Below are 20,032 nucleotides of genomic sequence, written 5' to 3'. Positions count from 1 at the left end.
GAAAAGTCCTGGTTACATTTTAACTTTACGTCTCTGTTCTTTTCGTCGGGCTTTCAGCGTTTCTTTGATCTGAGCGTCTATTTTCTCTATAGCGGTAGTAAACGCTACCGAATGAAGAAATGTACCATGTTTGTTTAGAAAAGCCATTGCTTCATCGGGGTAAATATTACCAATCTCCCTAAGCGCCCATCCCAACCCCTTCTGAACAAAGTAATCTTTATCAGCAATTAACGGCACGACCATATCCAGCAATTTTACTGCAGGGAGGAGGGTTTTACGCTTCTTGCTATATAGCAGCATTCCAACCAGTGACTGTCTACGCTCCCAGGGGTTTTCCGATTTGTTCCATCGCTCATACTGACTGTATATCTCCTCTGGCATCTTTTCCATTAAATGTGCATAGATATCGGATAGCCCGTCAGAATGCGCCCAGTTGTCAATCTTTTTTACCCATAACCGTACGATCTCCCAGACTCCTTTCACATCGAGTTTTAGCAAGTTTCTTTCAATAAAGTAGATGCATTGGCTTAGTACTTCGTAAACGTCTGCATTTTTCCATATTGCATCCCAAACAGGAAGCTGATCGGGAAGGGGTAAGGTGCTGAAAGTGTAGCCGGTTTTTAGTACTGACCGCTGCATAGGTACTGAAAGACCAATGACTTCATATTGGGTTCCAATATAACTTTTGAGATCTGTATGTCCGGAAACTTTATCATAAGGCTTTTTTTCGGTTAGCCTGTTTATAATTTCGGATAAGTATTTTGATGTACTAGGTATCATTTTATGTTTTGCTCCACGTGGTCATTTATATTCTCCATATCGGGATGATTTTGGTGAATATAGGACTGCTAGTTACAAGATAAGAATCTCAATACAAGTTGTCCATCAATTTCAGGGATTTTTTTATAAATCAGGTTTATCATCCTGGCAAAATACTCCCAAGTGATTATCAAGAATCAGTGTTACTAGGTACGTTCGATCATGAAATAAGCCAACTCTTGTTCATCTCTCTTGAGGTTATTTAAACGCCTAAGGCCTGCTTTTTGAAGAACTTTTTGTGAAGCTGTATTGTCCAGATCTGTTACAGCAACTACCTGATTGGTATCTGTATGCCTAAAGCAATAGTCAATTAAAACGCTACTGGCCTCACTGGCTATACCTTTCCCCCAGTACTTTTTAGCCAAAACATATCCAATCTCAACCTGATCTGCAACGTATTCAAAATGTCGTGTAAGATACATGCCTATAAAATCTCGGGTATGGATATCGAATATTCCCCATCGACCTAGCGGACCTTTGCTGTAATCGGCTATCGTGCTATCAAACAATTCGAGATATTGTGCCGTTGAGCGTTGAGGAATGTATCGGGTAACTTCTTCATCTTCAAAAAGCAGAGCAAACAATTGCTTGTCTTCAGGTATGAATTCACGAATAAGGATATTTTGGCTTTGATAAAGAATAGTCATACAAAAACTTTGTACAAAGGTATAGAACATATCAGTTATGTTAGTGAAAGGTTAACAAAATTGACATAAAACCCAGTCACAACATTTCTGTCATTCAGCAAAATCGAGAGCAGGATCGAGGTAGCAAGAGACATATTTTAGCATAATTCTCTTTTAAAATAGATATTTTTGAACGTTATTTGTTTATCCTTTAAAATCCAGATCGGTATGAAACCAACTCAATACTTAACCTTTGCATTGTGCCTGCTGTCTCTAGCTGCATGTAATACTTTTAAAAAATCATCTGCACCACAAACAGGTAAAGACATTATGGAAACCAGTCAAATTACAGATCGTAAATGGAAGTTAGTTGAACTTGCAGGCAAACCGGTTGCAGATAAGATAAATGGCAAAGAACCATTTATCTTACTTCAAAAAAGTGATGGCCGTTATTCTGCATCCGGAGGCTGTAATGGAATGGGTGGTGAGTTTAAATTACAAGACAATGGAAGGGTAAAATTTTCGCAGGGAATGTCCACGATGATGGCTTGTGAAAATATGGAGATTGAAAATGGTCTGGGCAAAGCCTTAATCGCCGCTGATAATTATACCCTTAACGGCGATGATTTATCTTTAAACAAAGCCAGAATGGCACCACTGGCGCGCTTTAAGGCCGTGAAGTAGTTTGGAGACCTAAATTCAGATTGCAGGCAATTGCTTAATGTAATTTCTCATTGTAAAATCTACGATAAATCCCATGTTCAGATAGATGTTTTTACCTAATTCTGAAGCTTGCAAGTAGGCATATGTGGACTGATTATCTATGGCTTTATTTAAAAGGTATACCATGGTTTCTTCAGCAAATCCTCTTTTTCTCATTTGTGGAATAATTCCCAGCCCGTGTATACCAATTGCATTTTCGGTCTGCATGGTAAGGACTGTACCTATCGGAGTTTTATCCAGATAAATGGTATAATAGGTTATATGATTACATGTTTTGATTAGTATTTCTGGGCTAATATGGTATTTAAAAGATTGAGGATATAAATCCGCCCAGATTTTTGCTTGTCCAGACTCATTCACCTGCTCAAAAGTTAACCGTTGTTCTTCTTTAAACTTTTGGTCAAGCCGCATGGACATTCCAATTTGTGCTGATTTTTGCTCAAATCCGTATTGTTCAATTAATTTGCATCTGGTACTTTCTGTATCATCCCAATACGAAAATGATAAAGTAATGGGAGAGGAGGTGATAATTTCCAGAATTTCCTTTAAGGCTGGCTCATCTAATTGTTGCTTCAGCCAGACACGATTTGGCCAGTCTGAATTTGGAATGCGCACATAATTAATTTTTTTTTCGGTAAAAACTCCTTCGAATGGGCTACTGGCTTTTTCCCAGAGCGTAATTAAGTTTTTGATGTTTAGTAAGGCATGTTTATTCATAGTACTTATTTTGAATTGATGAGTAGTATACCAGCTATCATAGCCGTAATTCCGATTATCTTTTTTAAAGTTATTGGTTCTAATGGTAAATTCAGCCAACCAAAGTGTGTAGCTATGGCCGAAAAAATAAGTTGTCCGCACAAACCAAATGAGATCATTTTAGAAAGCCCCAATTTAGGGATACTGTAAAGATATAAGCTAATGCCGATCACACTAAAAAGGCCTCCGGTAAACCATAAATACCACGGAACTTTTTTAAGAAGGCTAGTGTTTGGGACTTCGCTTGAAATCAATAAAACAAAAACCGAAGCAAACAGAAGACTACTGAAGGATGTGGCTATAGTAGCCAGTAGCGGTTTTTTAAGCAAAATGCCCAAATGTGCATTAAACCCTGCTTGAATAGCTAAAAAGACACCGCCCAAAAATGCGACTATGGGGACCAATTGTTGATTCATACGGCAAAATTAGATTGATGTTTTTCAATTTCACTTTACATATGTTGATTGGTCTATTTATTTTTTATTTCCTTTCGAATTCTACTTAGCTGCGTTGGCGTAATTCCTAAATGTGAAGCAATATGCTGTAATGGGATCCTTTTGTCGATACCAGGATGTTTTGCCAGCATTTTTAAATACCGGACACTGGCCGTTTCCATTACGATAGATATCTCTCGCCGTTCTTTATCTATAACCCAATTTTTTTCAAGATAAGCAATATAGAAATTTTTCAAATCGTCCCGCTGCTCAATAAGCTCCTTGTATTTTTCATGATTGATCGTAATGACCGTACTGTCTTCTATAGCCTGTAATGCAAATTGGGAGGGAATTTTTAGCAATGCAGAAACGGTCGAACCTGCAAATTGCTGCTCCAGAAAAATGTTTTTATTATAAGTATTTGCCTGCGCATCACTAAAATATGCGATAATAGCCCCTTTACAGACAAAGTATAATGACTTGGATATCTGTCCTTCTTTTAATAAGAATTCATTTTTATTAACTGTCTGTATGCGAATTAGCGATACGAGTAATGAAAAGGATTTTTCAGAAATGGTATGGTAATTCCCGATGGTCGTTTTAAATGTCGATAGGTATAGTTCTTCGTTAATCACTTTTATGTTTTAAAATTTAGCCATAGTGCCTATTTATTTCAAGAGTGTTGCTGGTAAACTGCTTATTTGCTGAATCTTTATTCCTTTATAATATACTTCTGCACCTTCCGATTGTATTTGAATTTTTCCTTTTCTTAGTGGTAATTCTTTTCCATTATCGATTTGCTTGTTGTGATAAAGGACCATCATTACTTTGCCATTCATTACGTGGACACTAGTATCTCCATAACAATATAAATCAACTGTATTCCATTCACCTGATGGCCTTTCTGCATCACTCTTTTTTTTACAGAATCTACCAATCTGGCTATCTTCTCGGAAGGTAATAAGCTTTCCTTCTGGACGGTAAGTATAGTTGTTTTCTTCTTTGATTGCTGGAATATCTGCTGCACCACCAGCAACTCCCCAATAATCGCCACAGTTACCCTCATCAATCTGAAATTCTTGTGAACGCATCCAGGACCCGTAATCAGCACCATATTTACCTACCGAATGATATAGCAATCCGCTGTCTTTATTCGAATTCTTTTTTTGTCCCCATTTCAAATTCCCCCATTTAAATTGTAGTTGTAGGTGGTAATTTTCATATTCTTTTTTGGTAGAGATTGCACCCCAGCTTTCGCCCGAGATGCGAATGACATTTTCTTCATCTTGTTTTAGAACTGTAAACACCTTCTTAGGGTCATTATTTAAACCAACGGGTACGCCCGTGACAGGTTTACCTGCGTCATCATAATCAGGAGCCAGGTAAGTGTCCCATCCTTTCAGATCTCTTCCATTAAAAAGCGTTTGCCAGGATGGAGTTTTTTGGGTGGTAAAGCCCAGGGCTAATAGCCCTAACAAAAGCATCGACAGGGGTTTGAGAAGTTTCATAACAGGTTATTTAAATCTATTCAAGATACAGATTTTTATGATTCAAACCCGGTGAACAAATCCAAACCTGAATTGTTTTATAAAATGAGATGGTTATTGAATCCTAATTATTAAAATTATGCTACATAATATAAAAAGTCTGATCGGCTTCACTATGGGTGCTACCGACGGAGAAATTGGAAAAGTTGATGAATTCTATTTTGATGATGAAACCTGGACCATACGTTACCTCATTGTAAAAACCGGTGGTTGGCTAATGGATCGTAAAGTACTTATTTCGCCGGGAGCCTTAAAGAACCCGGATTGGAAAAACAAGTCCTTCCCGATTAAACTTACCAAGCAACAGATTAAAGACAGTCCCAACATAGATACGGAAAAGCCGGTATCGCGCCAGCAGGAGCTCGCCTTATACAGCCACTATGAATGGCCATATGGCGATCCTACAGGCGGAGGATTTTATGGCCAACTGGGTATGGCGGGAATGATTGAGTCCAGAGTACCTTTAGAAGCATCCATCGCAGCGCGTAATAAAAAAGAACCCGGAGATCCTCACTTGCGTAGCATCAGCGAAGTTAAAGGATATCACATTCATGCCACTGATGGAGAGATAGGCGATGTAACCGATATTATTGTCGATGAACATTGGAGAATCCGTTTTCTTATTGTAGATACCGGTAGCTGGTTTCCGGGAAAAAAAGTTCTGCTTTCACCCAAATGGATAAAAGAGGTTAGTTGGGCAGACTCATCGGTTGAAGTGGATGTTTCGGTAGAGGCGGTAAAGAATAGCCCTAAGTATAATCCTGATCAACCAATGGCTGAAAATTATGAAACAGACCTTTTCCGGCATTACGATAAATAGTTTAAGGTACTTCAAACCCAGAATTTCTTATTGAAAGAGAAGTTTTAATAAAGTCTAGTAATTTAGTAGTATTTATTTATATTTGTTTAGTATTAAACTTTTTGAACAATTAATATGAAAAAAATATTATTACTTATTGTCGGCACGTTACCTCTAATAGCTGTTGCTCAGCAGCCATTTACTTTTAATGGAGAGGTTAAAGGACTCCGAACAGGAGAAAAACTTTTTCTTACTTACAGTGTGGACGGGAAAAGCAAAGCAGACTCAGCAATAGTTACTGATGGAAAATTTAACTTTAATGGAAGTATTAAAGATCCATCAAGAAGTACGCTTTACAGAAAAGACGCGATTAAGGGAAATAGGGCAGATGTACTATCATTTTATATCGAACCTGGAACTATAAATCTTACCGGTACTGACTCTTTGAAGCACTCCCTTATCAATGGATCAAAAGTTAATGCAGATAACTATTTACTTAAAGCTGCGTCAAAAAAGGTGCAGGATAAACTTACTTCGCTTGGAGAAGAATATGCCAGGTTCACTGTTGAACAGAAAAAAAATGAAACCTTGCTTGACGGATTCTATAAGCGCTATGACAATACTTCTGCTGAGTTATTCCCTATATATCTGGACTTTGCAAAGAGACATCCAAATTCATTTGTTAGTCTAACGGTGCTTTCACAACTGGCTTCCGATGAAATATTACAGAATGAGGCGGAAAAAACATATCAAAACCTCTCATCTGGAATTCGTCAAACTTATAATGGACAGCAAATTGCAATTCTATTTGCTGCTGCCAAAAGGACTAAAATTGGTTTACAGGCCCCCGACTTTATCCAGAATAATATTTATGATAAACCAGTGAAGCTCTCGGACTTTAAAGGGAAATATGTTTTATTAGATTTCTGGGCCTCATGGTGTGGGCCCTGCCGCCGCGAAAACCCTAATGTGGTTGCAGCTTATGAAAAATTCAAAGACAAAGGATTTACTGTCTTGGGTGTTTCATTAGATCAGCCAGGTAAAAAGGATGCCTGGCTAAAAGCAATTGAAAATGATAAATTGACATGGACACATGTTTCAGATCTTAAGTATTGGGATAATAATGTCGCTAAATTATATGGTGTAAGATCTATACCTGGTAATTTTTTAATAGATCCCTCAGGAAGGATAGTTGCCAAAGGTTTACGGGGTGCTGATTTGCAGAATAAATTACTTGAATTGCTGGATCCAAGAACAAAATGACACTGAATATTTTAATTAAGTTCTTCTTAATCAGTACTAGGGATAGCATTTATGAGGTCTCTACATTCCATGAAAACAAATGGTATCAGGAGTTTCATATCAATATGCTCGATGGATACTGTTAATCATTATAAATTTTAAGTTGGGCTCAATAACATTAGTAAATCTAAAATAGTACGGTTATGATAAAAGCTAAACATAAGGATAAAGAACTCATTATTGAGATGCTCACCCATGCATTTGAACAAAATCCTGGCATTAATTACATGGTTAAGGATGACGCTAAAAAACTAGTAAGTATCAGTCATTTAATGGAATATGCTTACAAAATTTGTTCCCTTTTTGGAAAAATACTTATTTCAGACGATGGCAAGGCATGTGCTTTGGTTCTGTATCCAGGCAAGAAAAGATTTTCTTTAAGGTGCTGCTTGTTGGATCTAAACCTCTTGTTTGGAAAACTTGGATTAAAAAGCGCTCTAGAGGTGCTAAACAGCAGGGACGTCATTAATAGATATCATCCTAAAAACAGCTATTATATTTGGTTCATTGGGGTGGACACTAAATATAGTAATATGGGAATTGGGACAGACCTGATGGAAGAGATTATAGCTGATGCCGACCGCAGGAGAAAACCAATTTACCTGGAAACTTACTTATCAAGAAATCTGGAATGGTTCCAAAAATTTGGTTTCGAGGTCTTCAGGGAAATAAATCTGGGATCTCATCTTTATTTTTTACGCCGCCAGGTTTTTCATTATTTCCTGAAATAAGACATATCACTTGACGATAATTTTTATCCCTTAATCTGACTAAATACAAAGAAGTAGGGTTTTTGAATTCATATCGATAATTACTTTCATTAATAATATTTATTAATATGTATATCAATTACTTGTGTCTAAATTGTAAAAGGAACAGATTAACTATATTTTTAGCCTTTTTTTCCAAATAACCATAAAATATTAAGTATATCATTAAAGTTAATCATACCTGTTATTAAATGAATGGACTAAAGCAAATCTCCCAGTAATTATGTTCTGGATCGGTTATAATCCCAGCATAACCACCCCAAAATACTTTTGCTGGTTTTTTAACAATATTAACTTGTTTGCTTTCCAGCTCCATAAACAACTCATCAGTTTCTTTTAAAGATCCCGTATAAATGGTAAGGTAAATTTTAGGCCTGGTTTCCGTTGTAATTGGTTCATTACCTAAATAACGAGCATGGTCATCGGCTTTGTAAATGCTTAGCAACAAACCATGCTTGAGCCTAAACATAACAATATCCGCGCTTTCCGACTGGATTTCCCAGCCAAAGGTATTTATATAAAAGATTTTAAGTTCAAGCAAGTCCTGAGCTGCAATAGTAACTGCATTAATCTGTGTTCTCATCATCAAGGCATAATTATTTGGTTAACCAAACTTATGGATATGTGACAAAAGAAACCAGTTATTTTGATGATTTTGTGTAAATTTTTTACTTTAACGAAGTGTTATTATTAGAGACGTAGATAAAGAGTTTTAGAATAATTGTTTTTTTAACAAGTTTTTAATCAAATTACCATCAAATGCAAACCAAAATATTTATTCTTTTTACTTTTTTATGTACGCTGAGTTTCAATCCTGCAGAGGCACAAACTTCTGGAATTGAAAAACCCGCCGATTGGCCAATTATAGAAAATCAAATGAAACCATGGACAAGATGGTGGTGGATGGGCAATGCAGTAAACGATAAAGATCTCGAATTGGCTTTGTTACAGTACAGTCAGGCAGGACTTGGAGGTGTAGAAATTACGCCGATTTACGGAGCAGTGGGATTTGAGAACAAGTATATCAATTTTCTTTCTCCTGAATGGATATCAGCACTTCATTTCACCGTTGCTAAAGCAAATTCACTGGGAATGGGAGTAGATATGAATACTGGTACTGGCTGGCCTTTCGGAGGGCCCCAGATAAAGCCTGAAAATGCGGCTACAAAACTCATTATCCGTAAGTTCATCTTGAATACAGGAGAAAAGCTAAATGAGGTAATTGCGGCTAAAGAACATGACCAGGTTCTGGCAGAATTGCAGGCCTTAACGGCCTATGGAGACAGGGGAGAGGTACTGAATCTCCTTCCTCTTGTACAAGTGAACAAAGTACTAAACTGGTCTCCAGCCTCAGGACGTTGGGAAATTTACGCCGTTTTTGCAGGTAAAACACATCAAAAAGTTAAGCGTGCAGCACCAGGAGGCGAGGGATTCACCTTAGATCATCTCGATAGCAATTCAGTCAATGTTTACCTCAAAAGATTTACGGATGCTTTTAGGAGAAGACCCCAGGGTGTGAGGGCTTTTTTTAATGATAGCTATGAAGTATATGGTGCTACCTGGACGCCAGCATTCTTAGCTCATTTCAAAAAAAACAGGGGATATAATCTGGAAAATTACATTCGCGAACTTGCAGATAGTGGAAATAATGAGAATACAAGAGAAACCGTTGCACGTCTGAAGTCAGATTACCGCGAAACGATGGATGAACTTTTACTTGAAAACTTCACTCAAAATTGGACAAAATGGGCCCATAACCTCAAATCCTTAACAAAAAACCAATCTCATGGTTCCCCTGGAAATCTGCTTGATCTTTATGGAGCCGTTGATATTCCAGAAACAGAGATCTTTGGCTCCAGCTATTTTCCTATCGCCGGCCTCCGCAGAGATTCTGGCGATATTAGAAACGTTGACCCAGATCCAATAATGAGCAAATTTGCTTCTTCTGCAGCGCATACAGGTGGCAAAACACTAATTTCATCAGAAACGTTCACGTGGATTACCGAGCATTTCAAAACTTCTTTTTCGCAGTGCAAGCCCGAAGTTGAGCAACTATTTCTTTCAGGTGTCAACCATATATTTTATCATGGAACAACATACTCACCATCGGATATTCCATGGCCTGGATGGTTATTCTATGCCTCAGTGGAAATGAACCCAAATAATAGCCTGTGGCCGCAAGCCAAAGGTTTGAACGATTATATAGCCAGATGTCAATCAATATTACAAAGTGGAAAACCAGACAATGAGTTGCTTATCTATTGGCCCATTTATGATGTCTGGAATAATTCAAAAGATATGGATATGGCCCTAAAAGTTCATGATGTAGATAATTGGTTACATTCAACTTCATTTTACAAATTATCTAAACAGCTTTCAAAAGCCGGCTATTCATTTGACTTTGCCTCAGACAGGTTGTTAAGAAACACAACGGTCAACAATAAACTACTCAGTACATCAGAAAATGGAGCAGATTATAAAACATTAATCGTTCCTGAATGTGAAATGATAAATCCTGAGACGCTGGACAAAATTATCGGGTTAGCTTACAATGGAGCTACGGTAATTTTTCAGCAGTTACCCAAGGATGTTCCCGGTTTATCTGATTTGGAAGAGCGAAGAAGACGGTTGAAAGCAAGCCTTTCAAAACTAACATTCAAGAATTCAGCCCCCGGCTTTAAACAATATGTTACTGGAAAAGGCATTATCTTTCTTGGAAAGAATATTGAAGGAATTTTAAACTTCAATAAAATCAAAAGAGAAACGCTTGTCGATTCAGGTCTGGAGTTTACCAGAAGGCAAATTGCATCCGGAAAATATTATTATTTGGTAAATCACAGTTCGAAATTGATTGATACAACCCTTTCACTCAATGAAAAAGGGCATGTCACTATCCTTGATCCACAGACAGAGGTTATCGGGACCGCAACTAAAAAAGAAAACAAAGTACGGATTCAGATAAGTTCAGGCCAAACTCTTTTTTTAAGAGTTGAGAAGAGCCCTAAAACAACGGCTACCTCTTGGGTATATTTGGACAAGCCAGAAAAGGCAATAGCCCTTAATAAGCAATGGATACTCCATTTTACTAAGGGAGGCCCTGAATTGCCTGCAGATCAAACATTGACCACTTTACGCTCCTGGACTGATCCGGGCGACCCAAAGTCAATTGCATTTGCAGGGACAGGGGTATATTCATCTACCTTTAATATAGAATCAAAGTCTGCAAAGGAATATGTCTTGGATTTGGGCACGGTAAACGAAAGTGCCCGGGTATGGATAAACGGACAGGAAGTTGGCCTCATATGGAGCATTCCCTTTCAGGCCCATATAGGAAAATTTCTGATTCCTGGTGAAAATACGATTAAAATCGAAGTTGTGAATTTGATGGCTAACCGTATCAGAGATATGGATATTAAGAAAATCAAATGGAAGAATTATCATGAGATTAATTTTGTGAATATTAATTACAAGGATTTTGACGCTTCAACCTGGACAGTTATGCCTTCTGGACTTATTGGTCCTGTTTCGATAACACCTTATTATTAATCATAAACAGTTGTATCCGCCTGATTAAAACTTTGGTTCGTTATAAGTGTTAGATATTGGCAAACCTTAGATCATGAGCTTAAAAGAATATCATAAAAAACGTGATTTTAATAAAACAACTGAGCCTAAATCAGGTAAAGCGAAAGCGTCAGGAAGACTTCAGTTTGTAATTCAAAAACACGACGCTACCCGTCTGCATTACGACTTCCGCCTGGAAATGAATGGTGTGCTAAAAAGTTGGGCTGTTCCTAAAGGCCCCTCAACAGATCCAAAGACCAAACGTCTTGCCATGATGGTAGAGGATCATCCTTTCGATTACATGAATTTCGAGGGTATTATTCCTAAGGGTGAGTATGGAGGGGGCACAGTAATTGTTTGGGATGAAGGAACTTACGAACCTATAGAAAAGATCAGGGGCAAAAAAGCGCAGGAAAAACATTTACTGGAGCAATTACATTCCGGTTCACTCAAAATAATGCTTCATGGCAGCAAATTAAAAGGAGAATATGCGCTGGTGAAGACAAGCGGCATGGGAGAGAATGGGTGGTTACTAATCAAACATAAGGATGAGTATGCTTCGGCAACCGATGTTACTAAGAAAGATAAATCAGTGCTTTCGGAAAAGACGATTGAGCAAATAGAAGAAACGAGCAATAAGGTTTGGCAACATGGCCATGAACAAGTAATATCAACTGAAATTTCAACTGAGGTTAAAGCTTTGTTGAAAAAAGGCAGGAAATCAAAAATCCCCATAGGCATGAAGCCCATGCTTGCTACCCTGGTAGATGAACCTTTTGATGATCCCGATTGGATATATGAGGTTAAATGGGATGGTTATAGGGCATTGGGCTTTTGTCTGAAAAATGGCGATGCACAACTGCTTTCAAGAAATAATAAACAGTTCAATGAAAAGTTTTATCCCATTTTCCAAATACTACAAAGCTGGAAACGCGATATGGTGGTGGATGGGGAAATTCTGGTGATTAACGACAAAGGAATTTCTAATTTCGGAAGGCTTCAAAACTGGCGTAGTGAGGCCGATGGTGAACTGGTCTATTACGTATTTGATTTGATATGGTATGAGGGCAAGGATTTAACTGAGCTTCCACTCGGTGCACGTCAGGCGGTGCTAGCTGAAGTCTTGCCTCGGGGTGACGATCGGATCAGGCTAAGTCAGGTCTTTAGGGCTACCGGCACCGAGTTCTTTGACGCGGCCACTAAAATGGGTTTGGAAGGTATTATTGCTAAAAAAGCAGATAGTCTGTACACTAAAAATAACCGTTCTAAAGATTGGTTAAAGATTAAAGTCAATAAACGTCAGGAGGTGGTGGTTGCCGGGTTCACAAAAAATGATAATACGCCCAAGCAATTTAGTTCCCTGTTGTTAGGAGTGTATGAAAACGGTCATTTGCAGTACGTTGGCAAGGTGGGTACAGGCTTCAATGATCAAGCGCAAAAAGAAATGATGGCTCAATTCCGGCCATTGACTACCAATAAAAGTCCATTTTCGGAAATCCCTGATGTCAATAAGCCTTCTCGCTTCAGGCCCAATCCATCCAAAATCAAAGTCACCTGGCTTAAACCCGAACTGGTTTGTGAGATCGCCTTTACAGAGGTGACAGATGATGGTGTATTCCGCCATCCATCTTTCCAGGGCATGCGCGTTGATAAAAAAGCTAAGGAGGTGATCAGGGAAACCGAGTTAGAGACTAAAGCTATAGTAGAGAAAGACATGAAAGATAACACGATCAAGCCTCCAAAGGCTACAGGGCGTAAAACGTTGCTTAGCCCTAAAGATGAAACGCAGGTACGAAAAGTAAAAGGTCATGAATTGAAGTTTACACATTTAAGCAAGCTTTATTGGCCTGAAGATGGGGTATCCAAAAGAGAAATGTTTAATTACTATTATCAGGTGGCTGATTATATTCTTCCTTATTTGAAAGACAGACCGATGTCATTAAATCGTTTTCCAGGTGGAATTCATAGCAAAGGTTTTTACCAGAAAGATGTTAGAGAGATTGCGCCTGATTGGGCCGACACATTTCCTTATACCACAGCTGATGGTGAACATAAGGAATACTTGTTGGGCAACGACGAAGCAGCCTTACTTTGGATGGCATCGTTAGGATGTATAGAAATGAATCCCTGGTTTTCCAGGAGTCAGTCTCCAGACAATCCAGACTATTGTGTGATCGATCTGGATCCTGATAAGAACACATTCGATCAGGTGATTCAGGTGGCGCAAATGGTGAAGGAGGTTTTGGATCAGATTGACATACCATGTTATGTAAAGACCTCCGGCTCTACGGGTATGCACATTTATATCCCTCTTGCAGCAAAGTATAACTATGATCAGTCGCAAATGTTTGCCAAGATTATTGTCAATTTGGTGCACCAGCAGGTTCCCGAGTTCACCACATTAGAAAGAATGATCGCTAGCCGTAAAGGAAAAATGTATCTGGATTTTCTGCAGAACAGACCAGGTGCCACCATTGCATGTCCGTATTCGCTTAGGCCGAAACCAGGTGCAACGGTTTCCATGCCTCTGGCGTGGGATGAAGTTAAACCTGGAATGACCATGGATGATTTTACAATCTTCAATGCAGTGGATAGGGTAAAAGAAACTGGCGATCTCTTTAAGGGTGCCTTGGGAAAAGGCATTGATTTGACGGCCGCGATTAACAATGCAAAAAAGGTGTTTGGATAACTTATTCAGGCATCTCTATATTTAATGTCAGGATTATTTGAGCTTTATAAAATTTCTGATTTTTTATCAAATTTTTTGAATACTAATATTATTAGTTTAATTTTGAGAGCCTGCTAAGATTTAAGGCATTTTTTTTTATGAATTTCAATGCTTTAGTGTTTCCCGAGAAAATTACATCCCAACCTGTCATTATCCATCAGGAAAAACAGCAATTGAGATCTTACGGGGAAACGCCTTGGCATAGGAGCTGGAAAATGGCTTTTCCTCCTTCATTCAGGGAAGTCTGCTTTTGGGATGAGGTTACGGAACAACAGCATCGAGCTGATGTATATACCCCCTGCGGAACAACCCTTGAGTTCCAGAATTCACCTATTTGTATTGAAGAACTGGAAAGCAGGGAAACTTTTTATCCGAAATTGGTGTGGGTAGTGAATGGAAAAAAATTCAAGGGTTTCCGTATTTTAAAGCATTTACCAGATGTGGATCATCCCAAACTTATCAACTTTGAGTTTTGCAATAACGATCATCTTTCTATGATCCGAAAGTCTGACTTGCTAGGAAGAAAATCCCCCCCTAAAATTTTAAACTTCTACCATCCTGAACTGAAGAATATACCACTGACCAGCCACTACTATTCCTTTTGCTGGAAACATCCACATCGTGTGTGGTACCAGGCAAAATGTCCCATTATTATTGATCTGGGTGGGCACTTCCTTTACCAGCTCAAGCAACGACAGCAGCTATCTGGAAATTATCCTTATCTGCACATGATTCTGCGAAAGGAATTTATTGCGGGGTATAACCTTTCATAGACCAATATTTTTTTCATACCTTATAGAAAGTTTCAATGCCTCTCAAAGTTCCTTTATAAATTGGCAGGATGTTTGAACATTAAGGATCAATATGCATAACTTTAAGGCAGCGGACAGTAACACCAATGAGCATCAGCTTGACTCAACTGAATTGGATACAAATATTCAAGAGCAGAAATCATTGCTGGCGGCGTTGCAAATTGCCGAAGAAAGAAGTGCGATGCTTGCTGCCATCGTTGACTCCTCTGATGATGCAATTGTTAGTAAAAACCTTAAAGGGATTATAACCAGTTGGAACCTTTCTGCCCAACGTATCTTTGGTTATTGCGCTGAAGAAATGATTGGCGAGTCGATTATGAAATTGATTCCGAAAGATAGGTTGGAAGAAGAACCGAAAATATTAAGTACACTCAAAAGCGGTCAGCGTGTAGATCATTTCGAAACCCAAAGAGTTACTAAACAGGGGAAGCTAATTGATGTTTCCTTAACCATATCACCTGTTAAAAATGCTAGTGGAAAAATAATTGGTTTATCTAAGATTGCCCGTGACATTACCGATAAAAAGCTGGAAGAACAGCGTAAGAATGACTTTATTGCCATTGCCAGCCATGAACTTAAGACCCCGTTAACTTCAGTGCGGTCTTATATACAGCTGGCTCTTGCCAAGGCAAGGAATTCGTCAGATGCATTTACCGAAAATATACTTTCCAGGGCAGAGGTACAAACAACAAGGATGGTCACAATGATCCATGATTTTTTAGACCTTTCCAGACTGGAGGATGGAAAAATGTCACTCAACCTATCCAAATTCACGCTAGTTCAGTTGCTGGATGATTTAATGGCCGAAGCTAGGATTCTCGCTCCCGATCATATCGTAACATACCAGGGATGCACTAACCTGGAGATATATGCAGACCGGGAGAAAATCAGTCAGGTTTTAAGTAATTTACTAAGTAACGCTGTTAAATACTCGCTGGCAGGAACTTTTGTGTGTATTGAATGTACACGTGAAAAAAATAATGTTTCAATCACTTTTACTGATCAAGGGGTAGGTATTGACCCACTTGACCAACCTCGATTGTTTGAGCGCTTTTATCGGGTAAAAAATGAGCAGTTAAAGAATGTTTCGGGTTTTGGAATTGGACTTCATCTGGTATCAGAAATCCTGAAACTTCATGGCAGTGATATCAAAGTAAAAAGTCAACCGGGTAAAGGATCAAGTTTCTATTTTACATTACCTGTTTATATTGATTAAGATCACCCTCTAATTTCCAGATTTTTATTTATTGTAGACGAAAGTGATTGAATCTTTAACAACAAGACCACTAATTCCCTGCGCGTTGTAGCTAACGATATAGGTACCAGGTTTATCCACCAGATAAGCTTTGCTTATGTTCACCTTCACACCAAGACTATCGCCGGGTTTAACTTCAATGTAGCTATCTGCAGGGGGCGGCATGATGCGTTTAGCCATGGCTCCTTGATACCTGGCTTCTACACCCTGATCGTCTTTAATATCTAGGTATTTGCTCATTGGTGGTTCAAAAGGAGTGTGCCATTTACAGAACGATTGTGGCTTGACAGAGGGGTTATATACGGTGAACCTAAGCTCAAGAGAGTCGCCAGCGTTAATAACCGGCTTCATGCTCATGCGGGCAGTCATTTGTGTATTGGCAGCTGTGCCTGTTTTATTAATAGTATCTGCGGTTGAAGTGGTCCCGTTACTTTGTTCTTTGCTCGCACCGCACGAGGCCAGAAGAAGTAGACCTGTGGACAGGAGGAGGGGTATATGTTTCATATATCTGATATTACTTTGTCTAATTACAAACGTTCGATGATGGCCAAACGCTACAGGCTTTTAAATATAAATATCCTTCACATTGTCTAATTGTCAATTTTCGTTTGTCATATGGGTATAAACATTCCTAATCCACTGAAAATTGTCCAACTTTACCTACTGGGTTGTCATTGGTTTGTATGTACATCAAAATTAAAGAAATATGAATGATTTTTTATTGATTTTCAGAAGAGATTTTACCAACAAGGAAGCTCAGCCCTCTCCTGAGGAATTGCAAAATTCCATTAAAGCGTGGCAAAACTGGTTTGGGGGCATTGCTGCGCAGAATAAACTTGCCAGACCACTACAACGCTGGGATATCGCTGGGAAAGTTGTGAAGTCAGACAAGCATGTGATCAATGGTCCTTTTGTGGAAATTAAAGAATCTATTGGCGGACTAATTATTGTTAAAGCAGAAAATTATGAAGAGGCGGTCGAAATTGCACAGAGTTGCCCAATTCTCGAACTCGGCGGAAATGTAGAAGTAAGGATGGCTAGTGATCCTGAAGGGTAATTATAGATACATGGAGCAGCAAGAACTGATACCACACCTATTCAGGAGTGAATACCAAAAAATCGTTTCGGTGCTTTGCCGCTTGTTTGGTATTGCACATATGGAAACAGCTGAGGATATTGTGAGTGACACTTTCCTTGCTGCTACAGAGACCTGGAGCGCCAAGGGCATACCTGAAAATCCAACAGCCTGGTTGTACACTGTTGCTAAAAATAAAACTAAAAATTATTTAAAGCGTGATAGTCTGTTCCAGCAGAAACTATCTCCTGAGATTCAGTACCATGCCGCTAAAACGGAAGAATTTGAGCTCGATCTGTCTGTCAAAAATATTGGGGATAGCCAGCTTGCCATGATCTTTGCGATATGTAACCCCAAGATATCCGTCGAATCTCAGGTAGCACTGGCATTGAATTTACTTTGTGGATTTGGTATTCAGGAGATCGCTGATGCTTATCTGACCAGTAAAGAAGTGGTTTATAAAAGACTTCAAAGAGCGAAGGAGAAGTTGAAGGAGGTGAATGTCAGGATTGAACAGCCCGGTTTTGCTGAAATAAGCGAACGGATGGATACCGTGCTGACCACCTTATATCTGTTGTTTTCTGAGGGTTATTATTCAACTACCCAGAACACAACGTTCCGAAGAGATTTTTGTGCAGAAGCGATGCGTCTGGCCTATTTGTTAACGGAGCAGGAGCGAACCAATCTACCCGAGGTAAATGCATTGCTTTCACTGATGTGTTTTCATGTTTCTCGCTTTGATGCCCGCACGAATCAGGATGGAGAAACCATATTGTACCACGATCAGGATGAAAGCCTGTGGAATCAGGAATTGATTGATCAGGGTAAGCACTATTTAGGTTTATCTGCCAATGGCGGTCAACTAACCAAATACCATTTGGAAGCTGGCATCGCATACTGGCATACCCATAAAGAGGATACCCCAGAAAAATGGCTACAAATTCTCCAGCTTTACAACAACCTGTTGATCATAAAATATTCGCCAATTGTTGCCCTAAACAGGACCTTTGCCCTGGGTAAGGTTTATGGGAAGGCGGTGGCTATTGTGGAAGCAGAAAAGTTGAAACTTACCGGAAATCTTTTTTATTATTCACTGCTGGGTAACCTGTACACAGATATTGATGATGCAGTTGCTTTGCAACATTACAGACAGGCACTGCTGCTCGCCAATTCAAATGCCGACAAGACAACCATCACCAGACACATTCAACACTTGACTGCTTAATTCTTGGGTACTTTCCCCAGATAATGGTCAACGCTCCAACGATAGGGCGATAAGATAGCCAGTACAAATGCTCCCGCACTTGCGCTGAAAACGGAATAATTTAATGGCGCTTTTAACCCTAGCGTAATGGCCATCATGAATGCAAATGACAACAGCAAGAGGAAGCTTCCGATGGCGGATTGCCTGGTTTTAAAACCAATAATGAGCAGTAGCCCAAATAGCGCTTCGCCTGCAGTTGCAATAAAACCCATTATATCTGAAATCGGTTTGGATAAAAATGGGAGTAGGGTGTGGGTGTATTGCAGGAAAGACTCCCAGTTGCCCCAGGCAATATTAGCTTGTCCTGCGGCGCCCAACCAGCCAATTCTGTCCAGGACTGCAGAAAGAAAACCAAGTCCTAATGCAATACGCAGAAATAGTTGGGCAGTATCCGTATATTTTTTCATCAATGTATTCCTTATTTTTAATGCTTTGTTATTCAGCTAATTTTAAGCTAGGCTAAATGTACAAAAAAGCTTTCTTAGAAAATATACAAGAGGGTTTCTAAAAAAAGTAAGATCGTCATCTCTCGTTGCCTCGAGACGACGATGTGAGCATGACGACCTTACCTTTTCGGACACCCTCATTTTGTGAAATATTTCTGTTGGACTTACCTTAGATTACCCGCTCTGCGAATCCAGTCACTATAAGTTTGCTGGCCAATACGGGCGTTATCCCCGGGCACAAGAGACCGATCGTTGATTTCTGCACCAAAATACGGAGCATGGACGTCTGAGATCACTTCTCTGTTGTCATTTTTAAGGCTAAGGTATTGCCTTACGATTTCATCAAGCCCAATTTTTTCCGGTCCCGCAACTTCTGCTGCGCCATTTAAGGGAGCCCCAACAGTAATATCGGCCAAAGCCGCAACAACATCATCTGATGCGATGGGCTGGAACTTCGCTGGCGAAACATGGATCTGATCTCCGTGAACCCCAGCCTGTGCAATCCCGTCTACAAATTCAAAGAATTGTGTGGCATGAAGGATAGAATAAGGAATTCCGGACTCCTTAATTAGTTTCTCTTGGGCAAGTTTGGCTAGAAAATATGTGTTGGCGTTCGGTCGGTCGGTACCAACAACCGACAGAGCAACGTGGTGTTTTACACCAGCGACTTTTTCTGCAGCGATCAGGTTGCGTCCGGAAGTTTCGAAGAAATCCAATACTGCCTTTTGTTCAAATGATGGAGAATTAGCCACATCAACTACTACTTCTGCATCCGCTAAAGCTTCTGCCAGCCCTTCTCCGGTAACAGCGTTTACCCCAGTTCCCGGCGAAGCCGCCAATACCTGATGACCGGCCTGACTTAGGGTTTTAACCAACTTTGTTCCAATGAGGCCAGAGCCTCCGATTACGACAATTTTCATATATTAATTTTAAATTTTGATTGTTTTATGATGATAACAATCGGCGTTTTAAAATTGGACAAATCAGCAGGTTTTAAATCTTGTTGGTCAAATCAAGATAGCCTTAACACACTACCGTGAATTATTTCTATGCAAAAAAGCTTAATCAATTGCCAATATTATTTATTTCTGCTACCGTTTATCTTCTAAATT

20 protein-coding genes are annotated in these 20,032 nt (G+C 39.3%); 10 read left to right on the top strand and 10 right to left on the bottom strand.

What is annotated here, in order from left to right; genetic code table 11:
* Window positions 1-12: 12 nt before the first annotated feature.
* Both AC6CH7_RS10970 and AC6CH7_RS10965 read right to left on the bottom strand, forming a co-directional pair.
* Window positions 13-780: a DNA alkylation repair protein gene (locus AC6CH7_RS10970; protein ID WP_498262739.1), complete on the bottom strand. Its 768-nt coding sequence runs from the start codon at window positions 778-780 to the stop codon at window positions 13-15.
* 185 nt (window positions 781-965) lie between these two features.
* The gene (locus AC6CH7_RS10965; protein WP_498262738.1) at window positions 966-1,466 is read right to left on the bottom strand and encodes a GNAT family N-acetyltransferase; all 501 of its coding nucleotides are present in this window, start codon (window positions 1,464-1,466) and stop codon (window positions 966-968) included.
* Between the two features lie 207 nt (window positions 1,467-1,673).
* Here AC6CH7_RS10965 and AC6CH7_RS10960 point away from each other — a divergent pair, with 207 nt between their 5' ends.
* A complete protein-coding gene (locus tag AC6CH7_RS10960) occupies window positions 1,674-2,129 on the top strand; it encodes an META domain-containing protein (protein ID WP_498262737.1) in 456 nt (151 codons plus the stop codon).
* 15 nt (window positions 2,130-2,144) lie between these two features.
* On the opposite strand, the gene AC6CH7_RS10955 is transcribed toward AC6CH7_RS10960, so the two are convergent.
* Genes AC6CH7_RS10955 through AC6CH7_RS10940 form a run of 4 tightly spaced genes read right to left on the bottom strand, consistent with a single transcriptional unit; the run spans window position 2,145 to window position 4,866 of the window.
* Window positions 2,145-2,885 carry a GNAT family N-acetyltransferase gene (locus AC6CH7_RS10955; protein WP_498262736.1) on the bottom strand — a complete coding sequence of 247 codons (741 nt, stop codon included), beginning with the start codon at window positions 2,883-2,885 and terminating at the stop codon, window positions 2,145-2,147.
* 5 nt (window positions 2,886-2,890) lie between these two features.
* Window positions 2,891-3,340, bottom strand: coding sequence for a DMT family transporter (locus AC6CH7_RS10950; protein WP_498262735.1), 450 nt, complete (start codon window positions 3,338-3,340; stop codon window positions 2,891-2,893).
* 53 nt (window positions 3,341-3,393) lie between these two features.
* Window positions 3,394-3,993, bottom strand: a complete 600-nt coding sequence (locus AC6CH7_RS10945; RefSeq protein ID WP_498262734.1) for a Crp/Fnr family transcriptional regulator — start codon at window positions 3,991-3,993, stop codon at window positions 3,394-3,396.
* A 33-nt stretch (window positions 3,994-4,026) separates the two neighbouring features.
* The gene (locus AC6CH7_RS10940) at window positions 4,027-4,866 is read right to left on the bottom strand and encodes a 3-keto-disaccharide hydrolase (RefSeq protein ID WP_498262733.1); all 840 of its coding nucleotides are present in this window, start codon (window positions 4,864-4,866) and stop codon (window positions 4,027-4,029) included.
* Window positions 4,867-4,984: 118 nt separating this feature from the next.
* On the opposite strand from AC6CH7_RS10940, the gene AC6CH7_RS10935 reads away from it, so the two are divergent.
* The 3 genes from AC6CH7_RS10935 to AC6CH7_RS10925 all read left to right on the top strand — a co-directional run bounded on the left by AC6CH7_RS10935 (window position 4,985) and on the right by AC6CH7_RS10925 (window position 7,737).
* Window positions 4,985-5,725, top strand: a complete 741-nt coding sequence (locus tag AC6CH7_RS10935) for a PRC-barrel domain-containing protein (RefSeq protein ID WP_498262732.1) — start codon at window positions 4,985-4,987, stop codon at window positions 5,723-5,725.
* 114 nt (window positions 5,726-5,839) lie between these two features.
* Window positions 5,840-6,967 (top strand): redoxin domain-containing protein, encoded by a 1,128-nt coding sequence (locus AC6CH7_RS10930; RefSeq protein WP_498262731.1) that lies wholly within the window; start codon window positions 5,840-5,842, stop codon window positions 6,965-6,967.
* Between the two features lie 182 nt (window positions 6,968-7,149).
* Entirely contained in the window at window positions 7,150-7,737 is a 588-nt protein-coding gene (locus AC6CH7_RS10925) for a GNAT family N-acetyltransferase (protein ID WP_498262730.1), read from the top strand.
* A 226-nt stretch (window positions 7,738-7,963) separates the two neighbouring features.
* Here the strand turns inward: AC6CH7_RS10925 and AC6CH7_RS10920 are convergent, their stop codons facing one another.
* Window positions 7,964-8,362, bottom strand: a complete 399-nt coding sequence (locus tag AC6CH7_RS10920; protein ID WP_498262729.1) for a VOC family protein — start codon at window positions 8,360-8,362, stop codon at window positions 7,964-7,966.
* 173 nt (window positions 8,363-8,535) lie between these two features.
* Here AC6CH7_RS10920 and AC6CH7_RS10915 point away from each other — a divergent pair, with 173 nt between their 5' ends.
* The 4 genes from AC6CH7_RS10915 to AC6CH7_RS10900 all read left to right on the top strand — a co-directional run bounded on the left by AC6CH7_RS10915 (window position 8,536) and on the right by AC6CH7_RS10900 (window position 16,096).
* Complete coding sequence (locus AC6CH7_RS10915; RefSeq protein WP_498262728.1) at window positions 8,536-11,322, top strand: glycosyl hydrolase; 2,787 nt, start codon at window positions 8,536-8,538, stop codon at window positions 11,320-11,322.
* 73 nt (window positions 11,323-11,395) lie between these two features.
* A complete protein-coding gene (gene ligD, locus AC6CH7_RS10910) occupies window positions 11,396-14,029 on the top strand; it encodes a DNA ligase D (RefSeq protein ID WP_498262727.1) in 2,634 nt (877 codons plus the stop codon).
* 137 nt (window positions 14,030-14,166) lie between these two features.
* Window positions 14,167-14,841 (top strand): competence protein CoiA family protein, encoded by a 675-nt coding sequence (locus AC6CH7_RS10905; RefSeq protein ID WP_498262726.1) that lies wholly within the window; start codon window positions 14,167-14,169, stop codon window positions 14,839-14,841.
* A gap of 91 nt (window positions 14,842-14,932) precedes the next feature.
* The gene (locus AC6CH7_RS10900) at window positions 14,933-16,096 is read left to right on the top strand and encodes a PAS domain-containing sensor histidine kinase (protein ID WP_498262725.1); all 1,164 of its coding nucleotides are present in this window, start codon (window positions 14,933-14,935) and stop codon (window positions 16,094-16,096) included.
* 24 nt (window positions 16,097-16,120) lie between these two features.
* On the opposite strand, the gene AC6CH7_RS10895 is transcribed toward AC6CH7_RS10900, so the two are convergent.
* The gene (locus tag AC6CH7_RS10895; protein ID WP_498262724.1) at window positions 16,121-16,639 is read right to left on the bottom strand and encodes a protease; all 519 of its coding nucleotides are present in this window, start codon (window positions 16,637-16,639) and stop codon (window positions 16,121-16,123) included.
* A gap of 202 nt (window positions 16,640-16,841) precedes the next feature.
* Here AC6CH7_RS10895 and AC6CH7_RS10890 point away from each other — a divergent pair, with 202 nt between their 5' ends.
* Both AC6CH7_RS10890 and AC6CH7_RS10885 read left to right on the top strand, forming a co-directional pair.
* A complete protein-coding gene (locus tag AC6CH7_RS10890; RefSeq protein ID WP_498262723.1) occupies window positions 16,842-17,192 on the top strand; it encodes a YciI family protein in 351 nt (116 codons plus the stop codon).
* Between the two features lie 10 nt (window positions 17,193-17,202).
* Entirely contained in the window at window positions 17,203-18,435 is a 1,233-nt protein-coding gene (locus AC6CH7_RS10885; RefSeq protein WP_498262722.1) for an RNA polymerase sigma factor, read from the top strand.
* Here the strand turns inward: AC6CH7_RS10885 and AC6CH7_RS10880 are convergent.
* On the bottom strand, window positions 18,432-18,881 hold the full coding sequence (locus AC6CH7_RS10880; RefSeq protein WP_498262721.1) for a DoxX family protein: 450 nt from the start codon (window positions 18,879-18,881) through the stop codon (window positions 18,432-18,434). The genes AC6CH7_RS10885 and AC6CH7_RS10880 overlap by 4 nt on opposite strands.
* A 203-nt stretch (window positions 18,882-19,084) precedes the next feature.
* Window positions 19,085-19,840: an SDR family oxidoreductase gene (locus AC6CH7_RS10875; protein WP_498262720.1), complete on the bottom strand. Its 756-nt coding sequence runs from the start codon at window positions 19,838-19,840 to the stop codon at window positions 19,085-19,087.
* Window positions 19,841-20,032 lie beyond the last annotated feature (192 nt).

This window comes from Pedobacter sp. GQ55 (genome assembly GCF_059758925.1).
This window is presented reverse-complemented; position numbering and strand designations above follow the sequence as displayed.